Annotated in this window: 14 protein-coding genes and 1 tRNA gene; 11 read left to right on the forward strand and 4 right to left on the reverse strand. The window is 38.6% G+C overall.

Annotated features, from left to right (window positions below; genetic code table 11):
* Positions 1-205: 205 nt before the first annotated feature.
* The 6 genes from ACXYMX_RS01175 to ACXYMX_RS01200 all read left to right on the forward strand — a co-directional run bounded on the left by ACXYMX_RS01175 (position 206) and on the right by ACXYMX_RS01200 (position 7,443).
* Positions 206-1,249: a C40 family peptidase gene (locus ACXYMX_RS01175; protein WP_459042380.1), complete on the forward strand. Its 1,044-nt coding sequence runs from the start codon at positions 206-208 to the stop codon at positions 1,247-1,249.
* Between the two features lie 192 nt (positions 1,250-1,441).
* On the forward strand, positions 1,442-1,729 hold the full coding sequence (locus ACXYMX_RS01180) for a metal-sensitive transcriptional regulator (RefSeq protein WP_459042381.1): 288 nt from the start codon (positions 1,442-1,444) through the stop codon (positions 1,727-1,729).
* Positions 1,730-1,816: 87 nt separating this feature from the next.
* Positions 1,817-2,017, forward strand: a complete 201-nt coding sequence (gene copZ, locus ACXYMX_RS01185; RefSeq protein WP_459042382.1) for a copper chaperone CopZ — start codon at positions 1,817-1,819, stop codon at positions 2,015-2,017.
* Positions 2,018-2,144: 127 nt separating this feature from the next.
* Positions 2,145-4,562 (forward strand): heavy metal translocating P-type ATPase, encoded by a 2,418-nt coding sequence (locus ACXYMX_RS01190; RefSeq protein ID WP_459042383.1) that lies wholly within the window; start codon positions 2,145-2,147, stop codon positions 4,560-4,562.
* Between the two features lie 751 nt (positions 4,563-5,313).
* Positions 5,314-6,741, forward strand: coding sequence for an MATE family efflux transporter (locus ACXYMX_RS01195; RefSeq protein ID WP_459042384.1), 1,428 nt, complete (start codon positions 5,314-5,316; stop codon positions 6,739-6,741).
* A gap of 21 nt (positions 6,742-6,762) precedes the next feature.
* Positions 6,763-7,443, forward strand: coding sequence for a hypothetical protein (locus tag ACXYMX_RS01200; protein ID WP_459042385.1), 681 nt, complete (start codon positions 6,763-6,765; stop codon positions 7,441-7,443).
* A 559-nt stretch (positions 7,444-8,002) separates the two neighbouring features.
* On the opposite strand, the gene ACXYMX_RS01205 is transcribed toward ACXYMX_RS01200, so the two are convergent.
* Positions 8,003-8,380 (reverse strand): cupredoxin domain-containing protein, encoded by a 378-nt coding sequence (locus tag ACXYMX_RS01205; protein ID WP_459042386.1) that lies wholly within the window; start codon positions 8,378-8,380, stop codon positions 8,003-8,005.
* Positions 8,381-8,729: 349 nt separating this feature from the next.
* Between ACXYMX_RS01205 and ACXYMX_RS01210 the strand changes: the two genes are divergently transcribed.
* On the forward strand, positions 8,730-10,229 hold the full coding sequence (locus ACXYMX_RS01210) for a multicopper oxidase family protein (protein WP_459042387.1): 1,500 nt from the start codon (positions 8,730-8,732) through the stop codon (positions 10,227-10,229).
* 296 nt (positions 10,230-10,525) lie between these two features.
* A complete protein-coding gene (locus ACXYMX_RS01215; protein ID WP_459042388.1) occupies positions 10,526-13,591 on the forward strand; it encodes a hybrid sensor histidine kinase/response regulator in 3,066 nt (1,021 codons plus the stop codon).
* Between the two features lie 182 nt (positions 13,592-13,773).
* Here the strand turns inward: ACXYMX_RS01215 and ACXYMX_RS01220 are convergent, their stop codons facing one another.
* On the reverse strand, positions 13,774-13,857 hold the full coding sequence (locus ACXYMX_RS01220) for a WGxxGxxG-CTERM domain-containing protein (protein ID WP_459042668.1): 84 nt from the start codon (positions 13,855-13,857) through the stop codon (positions 13,774-13,776).
* A 354-nt stretch (positions 13,858-14,211) separates the two neighbouring features.
* Between ACXYMX_RS01220 and ACXYMX_RS01225 the strand changes: the two genes are divergently transcribed.
* On the forward strand, positions 14,212-15,402 hold the full coding sequence (locus ACXYMX_RS01225; RefSeq protein ID WP_459042389.1) for a M14 family metallopeptidase: 1,191 nt from the start codon (positions 14,212-14,214) through the stop codon (positions 15,400-15,402).
* A gap of 274 nt (positions 15,403-15,676) precedes the next feature.
* Here the strand turns inward: ACXYMX_RS01225 and ACXYMX_RS01230 are convergent.
* Positions 15,677-15,749, reverse strand: a tRNA-Val gene (locus tag ACXYMX_RS01230).
* Between the two features lie 135 nt (positions 15,750-15,884).
* Here ACXYMX_RS01230 and ACXYMX_RS01235 point away from each other — a divergent pair.
* Entirely contained in the window at positions 15,885-16,730 is an 846-nt protein-coding gene (locus tag ACXYMX_RS01235; RefSeq protein WP_459042669.1) for a DNA-3-methyladenine glycosylase family protein, read from the forward strand.
* 54 nt (positions 16,731-16,784) lie between these two features.
* On the opposite strand, the gene ACXYMX_RS01240 is transcribed toward ACXYMX_RS01235, so the two are convergent.
* Positions 16,785-16,928: a hypothetical protein gene (locus tag ACXYMX_RS01240; protein WP_459042390.1), complete on the reverse strand. Its 144-nt coding sequence runs from the start codon at positions 16,926-16,928 to the stop codon at positions 16,785-16,787.
* A gap of 128 nt (positions 16,929-17,056) precedes the next feature.
* On the opposite strand from ACXYMX_RS01240, the gene ACXYMX_RS01245 reads away from it, so the two are divergent.
* The gene (locus ACXYMX_RS01245; protein WP_459042391.1) at positions 17,057-17,995 is read left to right on the forward strand and encodes a Gfo/Idh/MocA family protein; all 939 of its coding nucleotides are present in this window, start codon (positions 17,057-17,059) and stop codon (positions 17,993-17,995) included.
* Positions 17,996-18,028 lie beyond the last annotated feature (33 nt).

Here is an 18,028-nt window from a genome sequence, read left to right on the forward strand (position 1 = left end):
CAACATATCGACAATAAAAGGTTAATTGTTTAAAAGTATTGCAGAACTCCTCCTTAATTAATCCTTAATTTAGTCATGCAATTGTAATGTGATTGTAAAACGTTACCGACATTTCTTATGCTAAAGTTATACAGGAAGTAATAAATAGTAAACGTCGAAAAATGAAAAATCAAAAATGAAATAAAAAAACTATTCGAGGTGGAAAATGAAAAATCGATTTATTCAAATACTAATAGCTGTTTTTATTTTTAGTACAATATCGTTTATCTCTACAAATAAAGTAGGTGCGGCAACTCCAAATGAGATTGCGACCTATGCGAAAAAATTTCATGGTACACCGTACAAGTTCGGTGGGACAACTCCTGCTGCATTTGATTGTTCGGGTTATATCAGATATGTATATAATAATTTCAATATTAGCTTACCAAGAACATCTGTGGATCAGTTCAAAGTGGGTACTGCGGTTAGTAAAGATGAACTCCAACCAGGGGATTTAGTGTTCTTTGCGAACACATACAAAAAAGGTATATCTCATACTGGAATTTATTTAGGAAATGACGAGTTCATATCTGCGAAAAACGGCGGGGTCTTGAAAGCGAATATAAGGACAAGTTCATATTGGGCGCCTAAGTACGCGGGAGCTAAACGTGTAGCAAATTTCACCAAGTCTCCTGAACCTGTCACTGCAGAAAAAGCCCAATTAATGAGTGGGAAATTCAAAGATCTACCGCTGGAACATCTTGCACATGACGCAATCATTGCACTTAATGAAAAGAGCGTTGTCAACGGTTATCCTGATTCCACGTTTAAACCGGAAAATCCGATAACACGAGGACATGCAGCAGCGATGTTAAATCGTGTGCTTAAGTTAGAAGCAACGACAAAAGTGACATTCAAAGATGTAACTTCAGATTATGCATACTCGTCTGATATTGCTGCTCTGAATGAAGCGGGAATTCTCCAAGGGTATTCAACAGGAGAATTTGGGGTCAATGATAAACTTACACGTACTCACCTAGCGGTTATTGTCAATCGTGCATTCGAACTTCAAGAAAAAATGGAGGATAAAGCATTGGCGACCTCCTCTTATAGTGATGTTTCTACAAGTTACTGGGCTTCTGAAGCAATTCATGCATTGAAGACTCTTGATCAAACAGAAGTTTTTAATACATCAAACTTTAATCACGGAAAAGAAGCATCGCGTGCAGATTTTTCCGCAGCAATATTTACTGCAATTTCGGTAAACTAAAGTATCCCCATAAAATGAACCCCCATCTTTTTTAAAAGATGGGGGTTCATTTTTCATTCCCGCGAAATAGCTGCATGAGTCGGATAGACGAAATAAAATTGAACACAGATTATAGTTTGACCCTACTTTAATGATGTGTTAAAATAGGGGTATAGGGTATACGGAATGAGCGTTTATTAAGGAGGGCAGATCATGGAAGAAACTTCGAAAACAACAGTTCAGCCAAATAAACAACAGCTTCTAAATCGATTAAAACGTGTCGAAGGCCAAGTGAGAGGTGTTCATCAAATGGTTGAGAATGACCGTTATTGTGTAGATATTTTACACCAAATTAGCGCAATCCAATCAGCGATGAATAAGGTTTCATTAGCTTTACTAGAAGATCATACACACCACTGTGTAGCGAACGCAATTAAAGGGAAAGATGGTGAAGCAGCGATTAAAGAGTTAATGAGTGTCATGAAAACAATGACAAAATAATAAAGGTAGTAAGATATCCAACTAGATGTACCGGTACGGGGTATGTTAAGTTGATTAAAAGAACAATAAAATTAGGAGGCGTTTAATATGAAAGAAATATTAAAAGTAGAAGGTATGTCATGTAATCACTGTGTGAATTCAATCGAAACGAATGTTGGGGAACTTGCAGGTGTTTCCGCAGTTAAAGTAGATCTAAATAATAATGAAGTTTCTGTGGAATTCGACAATACAGAGACATTGGCTCAAATTAAAGAAACGATTGAAGATCAAGGCTATGAGCTTGTCTGACATTTTTACGGAAAATTAAGCTTACACCATGTGGGAGTATAAGTTGGTGGTTAGGATTGTACCGTATCGGTATAATCTTTCTTTTTCAAAAAAAGTATACCCCCTACAAGTATAGGAGGAGAGGGAAATGGCTACAATAGAAAAAATATTGCAAATTAATGGCATGACTTGTTCAGCTTGTGCAAACAGAATCGAAAAAGGTTTGTCGCAAATTGAAGGTGTCGAAAAAGCAAATGTCAACTATGCAATGGAGAGGTCTACGATTGTCTATGACCCAGAGAAAACGAATGTGAATGAATTTGTGGAAAGAGTTGAAAAACTTGGATATAGTGTCATCCAAGAAAAAGAAACGTTTAATATTTCCGGTATGACGTGTGCGGCATGTGCGACGAGGATTGAGAAAAGAGTTAGTAAGATGGACGGCGTGACCAATGCAAATGTCAATTTTGCGTTAGAAACAATAGCGGTAGAATATGATTATCGACAAGTTCAGACGACTGAAATAATCGCTGCAGTAAAGAAACTAGGCTATGAATTAATCCCTAAGCAAGACGGGAAAGACAAGATAGATCACCAAGAACAAGAAATCAAAAAGCAGCAGAATAAGTTTATTTTCTCGGCTATTTTGACATTTCCTTTGTTATGGACGATGATTGCACATTTTGAATTTTTATCGTTCATTTATTTGCCGGAAATACTTATGAACCCCTGGTTACAACTTGCACTTGCAACACCGGTACAATTCATCGTTGGTGCCCAGTTTTATAAAGGTGCATTTAATTCTCTTAGAAATAAAAGTGCCAATATGGACGTATTGATTGCACTCGGCACTAGTGCAGCGTATTTCTACAGTCTCTATTTATCGTTTGAATGGATGAATGCAGGAAGCATTGGACATGCTGATCTGTATTTTGAAGCGGCTGCTGTCATTATCACATTAATCGTACTCGGTAAATTGTTTGAAGTTCGTGCAAAGGGAAAAACGAGTCAAGCGATTCAAAAACTATTGGGTTTGCAGGCGAAGACAGCAAGAGTGTTAAGAGACGGCGTTGAATTGGAACTACCGATTGAACAAGTTGTCACAGGTGATACCGTCCTTGTAAGGCCTGGAGAAAGTATTCCAGTGGACGGAGAAATCATTGAAGGCCGTTCCGCAATTGATGAATCGATGATTACGGGTGAAAGTCTTCCAATTGATAAAGTAGCAGGCGATACAGTCATTGGTGCAACAATTAATAGAAATGGTTCATTGCAAATTAAAGCGACAAATGTTGGTAAAGATACAGCTTTAGCGAAAATTGTAAAAGTGGTTGAGGAAGCACAAGGATCCAAGGCTGATATCCAACGTTTGGCAGATAGAATTTCCAGTGTCTTTGTACCAATCGTCGTAGTTATCGCGATTAGTACATTCCTTATCTGGTATTTCGCGGTAGCACCTGGTGATTTACGTTCTGCGCTTATTCCAACAATTACGATTTTGGTAATTGCTTGTCCGTGTGCCCTAGGTCTGGCAACGCCGACGTCGATTATGGCAGGTTCAGGTAGAGCTGCTGAAATGGGCTTACTTTTTAAAGGCGGGGAACATTTAGAGAATACACGCTCAATTGATACAGTTGTGTTGGATAAAACGGGTACAGTCACAAAAGGTGAACCTGCTTTAACAGATATTACAGTGACAGAGGGGTTTACAAAAGATGAAGTTCTACAGTTAGTTGCAACAGCTGAAAATCAGTCTGAACATCCATTGGCTCAGGCGATTGTCCTTGGCGCGAAAGAAAAAGGTCTATCACTTCTTGAGGCCACAGACTTTGAAGCAATACCTGGCTACGGTATTCGTGCTACTGTTGGTGGTAAAGAAGTATTGGTCGGCACGAGAAGATTGATGAATGAACAAAAAATTGGGATTTTAGATTCAGAAGCATCTATGGAAAAGCTAGAGAGTGACGGAAAAACAGCGATGCTTATTGCGGTAGATAAACAACTTGCGGGAGTCGTTGCGGTTGCAGATACGGTGAAAGAAACGTCAAAAGAAGCAATTAAACGAATGAAGGAATTGGGTTTAGAAGTCGTCATGCTAACGGGTGACAACCAGCGTACTGCGGAGGCGATTGCTCGTCAAGTCGGTCTATCGCACGTCATAGCAGAAGTGTTACCAGAACAAAAAAGTGATGAAATCAAAAAACTACAAGATCAAGGCAAGAAAGTTGCCATGGTGGGCGACGGAATTAATGATGCCCCAGCGCTTGCGATGGCAAACATCGGAATGGCCGTTGGTACAGGTACAGATATTGCTATTGAAGCGGCAGACATTACACTTATGCGTGGTGATTTAAATAGCGTTGCAGATGCAATCATTATGAGTAGGAAAACAATGCGGAATATTAAGCAGAACTTGTTTTTTGCTTTCTTCTATAACACGGTTGGAATTCCAATTGCGGCAATTGGCTTGTTAGCCCCATGGGTTGCAGGGGCTGCCATGGCGTTTAGTTCGGTATCCGTGGTGTTGAATGCGTTGCGTCTTCAGAAAGTGAATTTAAAGAATTAACAAAAGAATAATACCGAAAAAATCCTATGATAGAGTAAAGTGTACCGCTTTGTAAAGGACATTCTGAAAAGTATCCTAGGAATCTAATTTAAGCTGTTGCCTGCATTTCGCAGGCGGCAGATTTTTTAAAATCCATTGGCCCCGATAATGAGTGTTATAGGACGTATAACCCTTAATATCTTGTTTTACGTCATCTAATGATTTACATTCTTGTATGGTGTTATCCCAACAGTTTCCTCAGCGTGATATCGATCGAACTAATTCCATTTCCTGCATTAAGGCTTGTAATTGTGGACTCGTGTAGATAAAGGCATCCACTGTTAAATGGTGATGCTTCTTCAATTTAAGGAACGTGTAGAGTGCGATTTCCAAACTTCATTAGACAGAACGTCATTTGGTTCATCGTCTTTGATCGTTCATAAATAAGAACGTCAACTACTTTTGTATGTTAAATACGTATTATTGGTTAATAATACTTTTCTTGCAGCACCTTGTTTAAAGTTAAGTTGGAATTCATTCGGGCATCTAGGATGTTCTTTCGTCGCTTTCGCTTTACGTCGATATGGATTGGCTTTACGAATCGGTCAAATAATCGCGAAATTTATTTCCTCTTCAACTTCTGCATTTCAATCAGTTCACTTCATGATTCACTTCCTATCATTGTATACCCAGTATCAGCTTTTTTCTCTCCATTAATCTAAAGTTTAAGAAGCTTATAAGCGGTAATACTAATAATCGTGGGAGGGTTATTGTGAAAAATAATAGTGATATCATACCTAATACAGAAAACACAAAGGATAAAATTAAGATAATTTTCGTACTGGCGATGCCAGCAGTGATAGAGAATTTGTTTCAGACGATTCTTGGCTTTGTTGATACTTACTTTGTATCGAAAATTGGTCTTGCTGAAGTTTCAGCTGTAGGTGTCACTAATGCTTTACTTGCAATTTATTTTGCTTTGTTTATGGCAATTGGCGTTGCAGCTAATGTACGAATAGCAAATTTCATTGGAGCAAAACAGCCAGAAAAAGCACGACATATTGCCCAGCAATCAGTTATATTGGCTATTTTGATTGGCATATTGACGGGAATTATTACTATTTTCTTTGCAGAACCATTTTTAAAGCTGATGGGAATAGATGATAATGTGCTCGAGGCAGGGGCTATTTACTTTAAAATTGTAGCTATTCCCTCTGTATTTATGTCTTTAATGTTTGTATTAAGTGCAGTCTTAAGAGGAGCGGGTGATACACGTGCTCCAATGAAAGTTAGTATTTTAATTAACATAGTTAATGGTGTATTGGACTATATTTTAATTTTTGGATTCTGGTTAATTCCCGAAATGGGTATTACTGGAGCTGCTATAGCAACTGTTGTTTCAAGAATTATTGGTAGCTTTGCTCTCTTTTATTATATAAAGCGTACCCCTGTTCTTGCTTTTAGGAAGGATTATTGGAAGCCAGATAAACAACACATACAGGAATTAGTAACCCTTGGAGGCCCAGCTTCTGGTGAAAGGCTAGTCATGAGGATTGGACAAATCGTATACTTTGGATTCATTGTCGCACTTGGTACAAATGTTTTTGCAGCTCATCAAATTGCAGGAAACGTGGAAGTTTTATCCTATATGATTGGCTACGGTTTTGCGACGGCAGCAACCATTCTTGTTGGACAGCAAATTGGTGCAGGAAACATAGGCGAAGCAAAGAAATATGCAGTCCTTTGTACAGGGATCGGTATAGGTTTGATGACCATTATAGGTGTTCTGCTTTTTACTTTAGGAAACTGGGCTGGCAGCATATTTACGAACGACGCTGAGGTAATTGAAAATATCGGAACATCCTTAAAAGTATCAGGTGTTTTCCAGCCATTCCTCGCTTTATTACTCATTCTTACCGGTGCATTTCAAGGAGCGAATAACACCAAGTTTCCAATGTACCTGACAGCCGTTGGTATGTGGGGAATTCGAACATTACTTGTGTATGTATTAGGAATTCAACTTGGATGGGGACTTCTTGGAGTATGGATTGCAATTGGTATAGATATTGCTTTTAGGGCTGTGGTCTTAACTATACAATTCAAACGTGGTAAATGGATTTCTATTAAAAAGGATGCTGAAGATGAATGTCATCCTCAGACGTCAAAAGAAACTATGTCCGGATGCGTTAATAACTATTAAAATAAATTGGAGGAATCTAAGATGGAGCAACATCATAAAAATCATTTGGATACAACAGCGGAAAATGAAATTCAGGTAAGTATTTATTACCATAATAAGGTCATAAAATTGTATTTAGAAGATGATGAAGGAAAAGGACCGGAATTAGAGCTTAATCACGAGAAACTACTACATCTTATTATTGTGAGTGAAGATTTAAATGAATATTTTCACCTACATCCTGTTCAAAAGAATGATCAAGCATTCGAAATCGATATTGTATTGACGGGTCCCTTATATATGGCTTTTGTGGACATTAAACCTAAAAGGAAAAATTACACGATTAAAGGGATTACCGTGTCAACGGGTGGTAACATTGATGCTCGTCATAACATAAGTACTGGTTTAAATATAGATGAACAAGGTACAAAAGAGATTAACGGGGTAATCGTTGAATTTCAGCATGATTCATTGGAGACTGGAAAGGATATTAAACTTAATTTTAACATCAAAAACGCCATAGCTGAGCCTTACTTAGGAGCATTAGGTCATGTGGTAATTATTGATGAAAAAGTAGAAAACTTTATTCATGTTCATCCCGTTTCAAATCAGAGTACACTGTTTCAAACACAATTTGATAAGCCTGGATTATATAAATTATGGGCTGAATTTAAAATTGATGGAGAAGTTATGGTCTATCCCTATGTGATTAATGTAGTGTAAGGGGAAAAAGTCGATTAATAATTCAAGTTAAAGGAATATTATTCACCCTAATTAAACGATGAAAACGCATTTAAAATTAAGTGGAATACCAATTGTGGTTCTTGATGTCGAAACTTCTACGGTAAAGAATAAGAATTGAATACCTGATTACAATTAAAGCGTCCGCCGAGCAGATATCTGTTCATTTGGGTAAGAATATTGTCTGCTTCATTGATGGTACCACTCTACCGGTTTACTTTGAGTTTTGTGACAGGAGCGATGATTTTTTTAGTAGTTGAATAGCTTATATCGAGTTTACAAGAAAGTGGAAATAGAGATATGACCCAATGTACTTTTAGATTGGATTTATAGTAATGACGAAATTGGATGTAGTGATCTGATAGAAAGTATGTAAAGGATAAAATAGTTTTATCCAAAAATAAAAAACAAGGCGTGGAGTTTTATCCTCCTCACCTTGTGCAAAAATAAACTTCGATGATCTATTTTTGATTGTCTACTTTTCATATAAGTTAATGAAATTATTTAACGCGCACATCAGGCTGATTCATCGATCATCAGATTACTTGACAATCAATGTCGATTTCATGTCAGCATGTCCTGCTCCACAAGCAATATTACAATAGATTGTATACTCACCGGGCTCAGTAGGTGTGAAAGTTGCTTCACCGTCACCTTTAATGTCCACATCAAGTCCATCGATAGCAATTCCATGCATTCCTTCTTCGTTTTTAAAAGTTATTTTAACCTTTTCACCGGCGTTGACAGTGTATTCAGCCTGGTCAAATTCAAAGTTGATTGCTGAAATATTTATATCACTGTCCACATTTGCTTCATCCGATGAACCTGTGTTTTCTACCTTCTCAGTATCCTTCCCGCCACATGCGGCAAGAACTAACAAAACACTTAACATAACCGCCGACAATAAAAATTTCTTCATAATGAAAACCTCCTATATGTTTGGGGATTGCTTTCTTTGTCTCCCTCTTATACATAATGATAGCTATCATATATCCAATTTCTATGGAGAGGATAAGACAAAATTATGAACGAGACTTATTGAGTAGTAAACTTATCTTTATTCAATAATACATAGTTGAAAAAAGGTGACCTAAATAACACAAGTAGAAGCATCTAAAGGATTAATCTTCCTGTTAGGATTCAAACAAAAGATGCAGAATGTATGCATTTAATATGACGGTTTCAATACAGATCTTTCGCCTCCATAATTTCTTCATATTATCTTGTTACAATACGAATGAAATAATCAAGAGAAAAGAGGAAATGTAATGGGAATAAAAATAAAAATCACCGCGCTTACGCTAGGTATGTTGGTTATTGGTGGTTGTAGCAATCCTAGTTCACAACCAAATCATTCCATGATGAATAATGAAGAAATGGATGATTCAATGATGGATATGGATGGGAGTATGACGGAAAATGAGCATATGAGCCACGATGAAGTTATAAGTTTAAATGACTCGACAGGTGAGAATGAATTGAAAATCCCATCGATACTTGAACGTGATAATGAAGGTGAAGTCGCATACACTGTTAGAGCACAAATTGGAGAAACTGAAATATTTGATGGGATAGAAACAAGAACGTATGGATACAATGGGACGTTTTTAGGGCCGATGATTCGTATGGATAAAGGTGATACAGTTAAAATTAGAACGATTAATGAGCTCGATGAGAATACAACATTTCATTGGCATGGACTTGAAGTAGCCGCAGATGTTGATGGTGGTCCACATGATTTGATTAAACCGGGTGAAGAAAAAACGATTGAATTTAAAGTGGAACAAGAAGCGGCAACGCTTTGGTTTCATCCCCATCCTGATGGGAAAACCTCTGAACAAGTATATAACGGTCTTGCAGGATTGATTTATATAGAGGATGAGAATTCAAAAGCTCTTGGATTACCAAGTGATTACGGAAAGAATGATGTACCGTTGATTTTTCAAGACAAAAGATTTGATGATAGGAAACAATTGAATTACAGTGCAGCTATGAATGAAGACGGAACAATCGGGAATACATTATTGATAAATGGAACACTCAATCCAAAGTTAACTGTAAATAAAGAAAAGGTACGCCTCCGTTTATTAAATGGATCGAATGCGAGGAATTTCACATTTAAATTGAACACAGGAGATTCCTTTGTTCAGATTGCCACAGATGGTGGTTTCTTGAATGCACCAGTGAGACTGAATGAAATTACACTAACACCGTCCGAACGAGCGGAAATAATTGTTGATTTTGAGGAACTTAATACTGCAAATGACTTGGCGTTAATAAATGAAGATGGTTCTGTCCTTTTACCTTTTGATGTCTCAGATCAAAGTGGAAAAACTGATGAGATGAGCAAGATGCTAAATGACTTCTTATTAACTTCCGAAGAGAAGAATTTACCTGTCACGAAGAAGATTGAACTTTTCGGAATGATGCACATGGTAACGATAAATGGAAAGAAATTTGATCCAGAACGAATTGATTTCACACAACAGCAAGGTGTCACAGAAGTGTGGGAAATCTACAATAAAAAAGATATGATGGGCGGCATGATTCATCCATTTCATATTCACGGAACACAGTTTAAAATAATTTCACGGGATGGAGAAGAACCAGCGGAAAATGAACAAGGTTGGAAAGATAGTATATCCGTTCACCCAGGGGAGCGAGTAAAAATTGCCATCCAATTCAACCATAAAGGCGTGTACATGTTCCATTGTCATATTCTAGAACATGAGGACAACGGCATGATGGGACAAATCAAAGTTGAATAAATTTGTTTCAGTTGAACGTGAAGAATCCCGGAATCCGAACTGAAATCTTGAATGGACAACCAATTAGAACGACAATTGGTTGTCTATTTTTTTGTTGAAATATGCGGGCATTGGGGATTTTCGCTCTTTACTAAACTTTCTAAAGACTAACTATTTATAGCAGCTGAATTAATTACGTTCGTCTACACGTGTCTTATTGACACATGCAGACGAACGTAATTGTTTCAAGTAAGACACCAATTTATGGTACACAGAAGTCTCATATTAAAGTATGATGTTGCTAAGGGGGAAGCTAATTGAGTATATTTAAATCTAAAAAACATCTTTGGAAATCGATATTAATTGTGGTTATATTTGCAATCATCCTTACGAGTTGTCGATTACTTTGGATTAAAACTTTTAGCCGCGCTGAACAACCTCCTATATTGAATGGTCAACTCGACTTGCGAGGTTGGGATAATTCAGAAAAGCATTCCATTACGTTAGATGGCGAGTGGGAATTTCTTCCGTATGTATCGCTTGCAGATGAAATGAAAAATGATGGAAAATATATAGAAGTGCCAGGTGACTGGTCTAGCTCCTTAAATCCAGAAACGAACCTTCCATACGGGTTTGGATCTTACCGATTGCGTATTTTAGTTGATCCTAAAGTAGAAACAACATATGGCATTCGTATCTCTAGTATTCGTAGTGCATCAGAGTTGTATGTGAATGGTTTGTTAATGGGGAAATCTGGGGAAGTTGGAGAAAGTATAGAAAGTTCCAAAACAATCAATGTTCCTTATTCATCAAAGTCAATTCGAGCAGATGAGAACGGTGTAATTGAAGTTGTCTTACGGGTTTCTAATTACATCGAACCGCGCTCAAGTGGTTTTGTTCGATCTGCTAAATTTGGACATGAAGAAGTCCTAGCATCAGAGACTGGATTTTCGACTTTGCTTCAAATTACCGCTGCGGTGATTTTCTTTGTTCACGCTCTATTTGCAACTCTTTTATATGTTATAGGCATACGAGATAAACGATTGCTTTATTTTGCACTTCTTCTTATTACAGTTGCACTTACCAACTTAATGGGGGGCGATGAAAAAGTATTATTTGAATATATGCCGATGGGGTATACAACAAGCTTTAAACTGGCAATGGTGTTATTTATCCTAACGTCTTGGGCACTCGTTCAATGTGCAAGCCCACAAATACAAAACGTTAGTAGAAAGTTTATACCGATTTATACACTAATTAGTTGGGGAATCATCGCTCTTATCCCTTTCCTACCAATGAAATATTTATCGGGTGCATCTGATTTTGTTTTTTATTATTTAATCGTTGCTGCGATAATTACAATTGCTGCTTTACTTCGCCATCAAAAAGAATTTAGGGGTGGCATTTGGCTCGCTTTATCCATTATCGCTTTAGGAAGTCATTACTTATGGTGGGCGTATGGACTAGCAAGTGGTGTAAAAGTAATTTACTACCCATTTGACTTAATTATAGCAGTGGTCTGCTTCGCGGGTGTCTGGTTTAAACAATACAATCAAATGTATATAGATACCCAAAATCTAGCTGCGAAGCTACAAGAAACAAATAAAGCAAAAGATCAATTTCTAGCGAACACTTCACATGAATTACGGAATCCACTTCATAGCATACTGAATATGTCACAGGCGGTTCTGGATAGAGAATATTCATCTCTACAAGAAAGAAGTGTTCGTGATTTAGAAACGGTGTTAACAGTTAGTCGTCGAATGTCAGCGATGGTCAAGGAATTACTCGATATGACCCATTTAAAAGATGGGAATCCGCATCTGCAAATCCAGACGACTTCAATGCAGGCAATGACAACTGGTGTGATAAGTCTACTGGACTTCGCAATGGTAGGTAGACCGATTCGAATTGTTAACGAGATACCTTCTGATTTCCCATCAGTTCTGGCCGATGAAAATCGAATCACTCAAGTACTATTTAATTTGCTACACAATGCAGTGAAGTTTACAGAACAAGGCACGATTAGGATTCAAGCGTATATAGAAGGTGATAAAGCGCGTATCGTTATTACGGACACTGGAATAGGTATGGATGAGGAAACACTTAGAACGATTTTTGAACCTTATGTACAGGGCCGAAACGGGGAAACCATGTCAGAGGGTGGCTTAGGTTTGGGGCTTAATATTAGTGGAAAACTTGTTGAACTTCATGGTGGCACACTAGAAGTAGAATCTACTTTAGGGAAAGGCACTTCCTTTTCCTTTTCTTTACCACTAGGAGATTCAGCGGGCAGTGGTACTAGGGAAGAGCTCGATGTCCGATCGATGTCAATAGAAAACCAACCTATGATATCCGATTTACCTGCTCCAGAAATCATTCGTAGTTTGAGTGAAAATCCTCCTAAGATTTTAGTCGTTGATGATGATTATATAAATCTACAAGTCATTGAAACGATACTTTCTACAGAAGATTATTCTGTTACGACCGTGTTAAGTGGTGAGGAAGCTTTAGTTTTACTAGAGCACTCGGATTGGGATTTAGTCATTTCAGATGTTATGATGCCGCAAATGTCTGGATACGAATTAACGGAAAAGATACGGGAGCGTTTTTCATTAACCGAGCTTCCAATATTGTTACTAACTGCAAGAAGTACGCAGAAAGATATTGAAAAAGGCTTTTTAGCAGGTGCGAATGATTATTTAATAAAGCCAGTCGATTCGATGGAACTTCGTGCACGAGTTCGAACCTTAACAGATGTGAAGCGAGTGATGTCTGAGAAGTTACGCGTAGAAGCAGCTTGGCTTCAAGCACAAATTCAACCACATTTTTTGTTTAATGCATTAAATACAGTAATGGCACTGAGTGAAATCGACCTGGATCGAATGCGCGATGTGTTAGGAGCGTTTAGCCTTATATTACGAAAAAAGTTTCAATTTAGTAGTATAAATGAACTTACACCAATTAAATCGGAAATTGAGTTAGTACAGGCCTATCTTTTAATTGAAAAAGAACGATTTGCTGATCGATTGAAAGTTGTTTGGAAAGTAGAAGATTGCGTTGATGTGTTGATCCCTTCGTTAACGATTCAACCTTTAGTAGAAAATGCGATTCGACACGGTTTGATGAAACAGGGGAGCGGCGGACAACTTACAATTCAAATTTCTAAAAGAAACGAATATGTTGAAATAGCGGTTGAAGATAATGGAGTCGGTATGGAGAAAGCGTTTGTCGATGAATTGTTCAAACAAACGACAGACTTCGATTCCGGTATTGGGCTGATCAACACAAATCTTCGCTTAATCCAACGATACGGAAAAGGTTTAGAAATCAACAGCACGCCGAACGTTGGGACGATTGTATCGTTTCGTGTGCCTTTCTGAGAAGTGGATTGGGTTACCATTGAACAACGGTAACCCAAAATATCATTTCACATCCTGTAGTTGACACACTAATAAAAGAGGAAATGTATAATTAAAGAGTCTAAAGGGACCTAATAAACAAGAAGTTCATATATCAATAATGGCGATAAAAGAGTGGAAACACTGTTTTATGGCCATTTTTATTATTTGTTATTATCTATTAATTCCATCCCTAAAAGACCTACTAAACCAATTAAACCTAACCAACCCCAATCGGTTATCGTCACAGTTTTTCCTCCTTCCAGAAGTACTACAGTTAGTATTTGTAACTTCTAGAAAGATATACAGGATGACATGATAAATAAAATGCTCATTACACATTCGAAGAAGAAATAGAAAAAAGAATGATCGACTCAATATAAGAAGCTGGTGTTAGTAATTAAAGAATAGCTTGTAGAGACACAAAAAACCATCTTCGAAGAAATGGTGTTTGTGAGAAAACCGCGTTCCTGCAGCGTTCTCGAGGGTCGAAACGGCGACATCTACCTACATTTATAGTTTGTTTTATATTTTTCATGAGTCCCCACTCCTACCTCATATACTAGTATCGATTGTGTACTTTCCCAAAAAGGAGGAATGGTGTGGACATTACAGTGCGACCGGGAGATTCGCTCTGGTATTATAGTCAGTTATTTAGGATTCCGATTCAATTGATCATAGATTCGAATCGTGATGTAAACTTGCAGGTTCTCTCGGTGGGGCAACGCATCCGAATTCCGGGATATGTGGCGGTTGGGGTGCAAATCAATCAGGGGGAATCGTTATGGTTGATTGCACAGCGAAGAAATGTCCCCCTCGACGCAGTTTTACTTGTGAATCCAACGCTAAATTCAAACCGCCTGCAAGTCGGGCAGACCATCCGGGTCCCTTTGCGCATTACATGGAGGCTCGTCAACGGAAGGCAGACGTACAGCTATGGGATGATGGTCGATGACTTGAGAAGGCTTCAAGCTGTATATCCCTTTATCCAAAACACGTCAATCGGGAATTCGGTTATAGGAAGGAACATTCCAGAGATTCAACTTGGAACCGGACCGAAACGGGTTCATTACAATGCTTCGTTCCATGCAAACGAATGGATTACAACGCCCGTACTTATGACCTTCCTTAATGATTATTTGCTTTCCCTGACAAATCAAACTCCGATACGCGGTTTGTCTACGTTCCCTTTGTATCAACAATCCACCTTGTCTATTGTCCCAATGGTGAATCCTGACGGGGTTACACTTGTTCAGCAAGGGCCACCCGAGACGGAGCCGTGGAGAACGAGGGTTGTAGAGTGGAACAATGGCAGCACGGATTTCTCTGGATGGAAAGCGAATATTAGAGGTGTCGATTTGAACGATCAGTTTCCGGCAGATTGGGATTTGGAACGGGAACGTAATCCGAAAACCCCAGGTCCTCGAGATTATGGTGGCGAACGCCCACTCTCGGAACCGGAAGCGATTGCAATGGCAGACCTGACGAGAGAACGGGACTTTGCGTGGGTGCTCGCGTTTCATACGCAAGGCGAGGTCATCTACTGGGGGTATCAAGGATTAGAACCGCCGGAGTCGGAAACCATGGTCAATGAATTTAGCCGGGTAAGCGGTTACGAACCAGTCCAAACAATTGACAGCTACGCCGGCTACAAGGATTGGTTTATTCAAGATTGGCGAAGACCAGGATTCACTGTCGAGTTAGGCCTTGGAATCAACCCTTTGCCAATCACTCAGTTTACTGAAATCTATGAAGAAACTTTGGGCATTTTTCTAGCCGGACTGTATTTGTAGGTTAACAAATACTCGCTCGATCAATTGTAGTGTAACCGCTAAACTAAAGTAAGCAATTTTCCCCTTACAAGTTATTTAAAAACTATCTATCTAATAGCACAGCTATTAGATAGATAGTTGGAAAATGAAAAAGCCATTGTTTAAGAGCATTATAATAGATTTTAGCCGAAATTAACCCGAAGCCTTAATTAGACAACAAAAAACACCATCTCCGAAGAGATGGTGTTTGCGAGAAAACCGCGTTCCTACAGCGTTCTCGTGGGTCGAAACCCAATGGTCCTGGACGGGCTCGAACCGCCGACATCTACCTTGTCGAGGTAGCGCTCTCCCAGCTGAGCTACAGAACCGGAAATTGAAGTTGTCATCCGAATTTATCGGACAAATTCTATTATAGCTAACCTGTAAAATAAGTCAACCCATTTCGATAAAGTCTTTTTCTAGGTATACTAGAAAGACATCAAATAAAAAAGTGGGTGAATGCAATCGAAAAGCAAATTACACTCTCCTATCTGTATGACTTTGACCGGGCGCTTGAAAGACTGTCTGGAGATCCAGTGAACTATGTGGCAATCGATGAGCGTTTCGTTCGGATTCCGATGAAGGAAGGAAATAATATTACTTTACGAGGAACGGGAACGAAGGAAGCTCCCAAGTTTCAATTAGAGAACGCACTTAATGAAAGTCAAATTAAAGAAGTGATGTCGATTTTTCACTTAGATAAGTCATTAGATGAGGTTCACTCACATTTTATGGAGACGGACCTTGCCCCGATTTTTGAAGAACACGCAGGAACTCCTCTAGTACGAAGTTATTCTCTTTACGGAACGCTCTTACGAAGCATTATTCATCAACAATTGAATATGTCTTTTGCAAACACACTATCCAAGCGTTTTGTTGAAAAGTATGGGAGTGAAAGTGAAGGGGTTTGGCGATATCCTTCGCCTGACCGAATCGCTGAGCTGGAAGTCGCTGAACTTAGAGAGTTGCAGTTTAGTACACGCAAAGCGGAATACCTGATTGGTTTGTCGCAATCCGTGGCGGATGGTTCGCTTGATCTTGAAAGGTTGCGGCAGTTGGATGACGAAGAGGTGATGGCGGAATTAGTTACTTATCGTGGCGTAGGACCGTGGACGGCACAAAGCTTTCTAATGTCTGGATTAGGCAGGCCGAATTTGTTTCCTCTTGCGGACATTGGTTTACAAAATGCATTGCAAAAATTATGGGGGATGGAGCGAAAGCCGACGAAAGATGAAATAACAGCTCGCTACCCAGATTGGTCGCCTTATTTAAGTTATGCAGCACTGTATTTATGGCGAAGTATTGAATAACAAAAGCAGCGATTCCAAAGTGTGATGGAGACGCTGCTTTTAGGTTCGTACAATTTATTGGATGGATTCTTGGTCTAGTTCGTTTTCTTCGAAATATAGAAAATCTTCATCTTCGAGTTCAGTAAAACGCTCTTTATTGATGCCAAATGAAAGATCGCCTTCAAAAATTGTTTCCCACCAAGTTTCAGTTGTCGTCATAGCATTTCCTCCTCGATTATTTTGATTGGTTTAATCTTATTTACCCAAGATGATATAATTGAAACAGTATTCCATACAGATTTCAAACGTTTCACAGAATAAATAAAATTTTAAAAGGGGTTATTCATTTGAAACAAATTACATTTGCGGTTGTAGGTACAGGCATTGTTGGAGAACGTATTATAAATCAATTACTCGCAAATAAAGCAGCACGAATTGTTGCGGTGTTTGATGAAAACAAAAAGCGACTTACTGAAGTTGCGAATTTATATAATTTACCAACTGCTGCATCTTATGAAGATGTGCTTATTCTTCAACCTGATTGGGTATACATTGGGACGCCACCTGTTTCACATGCATCACTAAGCGAAAAAGCAATTGAAAGAGGATTGAATGTACTTTGTGAAAAGCCACTAGCACATGATGCACTAGATGGCGCTGTAATGGTAAAAGCTGCAGATGCGAATACGGTTCAAACAGCGATGCATTTTCCGCTTATGTACAAACCAGCTGTTAGACATATGATGAATCTAGCAAAAAATGGCTCAATTGGAGAGATTGTTCGCATTGAACTGAATACGTATTTCCCACACTGGCCACGTTTGTGGCAACAAAATCCATGGATTGCCTCCCGTGAACAAGGCGGCTTCACTCGGGAAGTATTTGCCCACTATTTACAGCTTATGTACAGAATGTTCGGTCCCATTTCAATTGGTGGACATGAAACCATTTATCCTAAAGAAGATGAGCTGGCAGAAACTAGCGTCCTTGCATTTGGTTCAACTGAAAAAAATATTCCAATCTTATTAAATGGTCTTACTGGTATTGGACAGGAAGAGGAACTGTCATACACAGTATATGGAGCGGAAGGTGTTTTGAAACTGCGCAATTGGTCGGAACTTAGCATAGCTCACAAAAACAGTCCTTTTGAAATATTGACTTCTTTCAATTCGGTAAATACGTTAGTTGAGGAGTGCATTGTGGCTGCGCAGGGTAAAGAAGCATATCTTGTTAATTTTGATGAGGGACTTGAAGTTCAGAAATTGATTGATGAACTATTATTGTAATTTTCTCTCATTTTGACTAGTATTGATAATAGA

This window comes from Sporosarcina sp. CAU 1771, assembly GCF_054482775.1.